The organism is Photorhabdus sp. RM96S, from assembly GCF_042879335.1.
In the GTDB taxonomy this organism is placed as follows: Bacteria; Pseudomonadota; Gammaproteobacteria; order Enterobacterales; family Enterobacteriaceae; genus Photorhabdus; species Photorhabdus kayaii.
Genome location: NZ_JBHFKT010000172.1, coordinates 1 through 490 on the forward strand (window position 1 = coordinate 1; position 490 = coordinate 490).

Annotated in this window: 1 protein-coding gene; it reads right to left on the reverse strand. The window is 63.7% G+C overall.

What is annotated here, in order from left to right; translation table 11 throughout:
- On the reverse strand, positions 1 to 489 hold a 489-nt coding region (locus ACGF49_RS24810), incomplete at its 3' end, for a DUF6531 domain-containing protein (RefSeq protein ID WP_387493403.1).
- Between the last annotated feature and the right edge of the window lies 1 nt (position 490).

Below are 490 nucleotides of genomic sequence, written 5' to 3' on the forward strand. Positions count from 1 at the left end.
ATGGACCAGGCGGGTCAGGCGGTGGTGTTCATCGTAATGAAAGACGGTCTGGTTGCCGTTGCGGTCCTCTATCAGGGACAGGCGGCGTTTATCCCCCTGGACCTCGGCAAAGCTCAGTATCTGCTGGGCGCGGCGGTTAAACAGGCGCAGCTCGCCGTCGCGTTGCCCGTACAGCAGGTAATGGCCGGCATGCAGGTTGACCGAGAAGACGTTTTCCGCCGGGGTATGGAAGGTATAAATCACCCCCTCGCCGTCGGTGAAATGGGTTTCCTCGCCGTCGCGGCGCAGGTGCTGCGACCAGTCGTCGGCCCATTTGGGGCCGAACAGCCCGGCCAGGGCGGCGGTGGAGCGGTAAGTCCGGTTCAGGGTCAGCGGCAATACCCCCGGCAACGCCAGCACCGGCCAGACCTGTAGGAAGTCGCCGGTCGCCACGTCTACCGGCTCCCCGGCTTTGCTGCAAAGCTGACGGTCACAGCCGGTTTTTTTCACC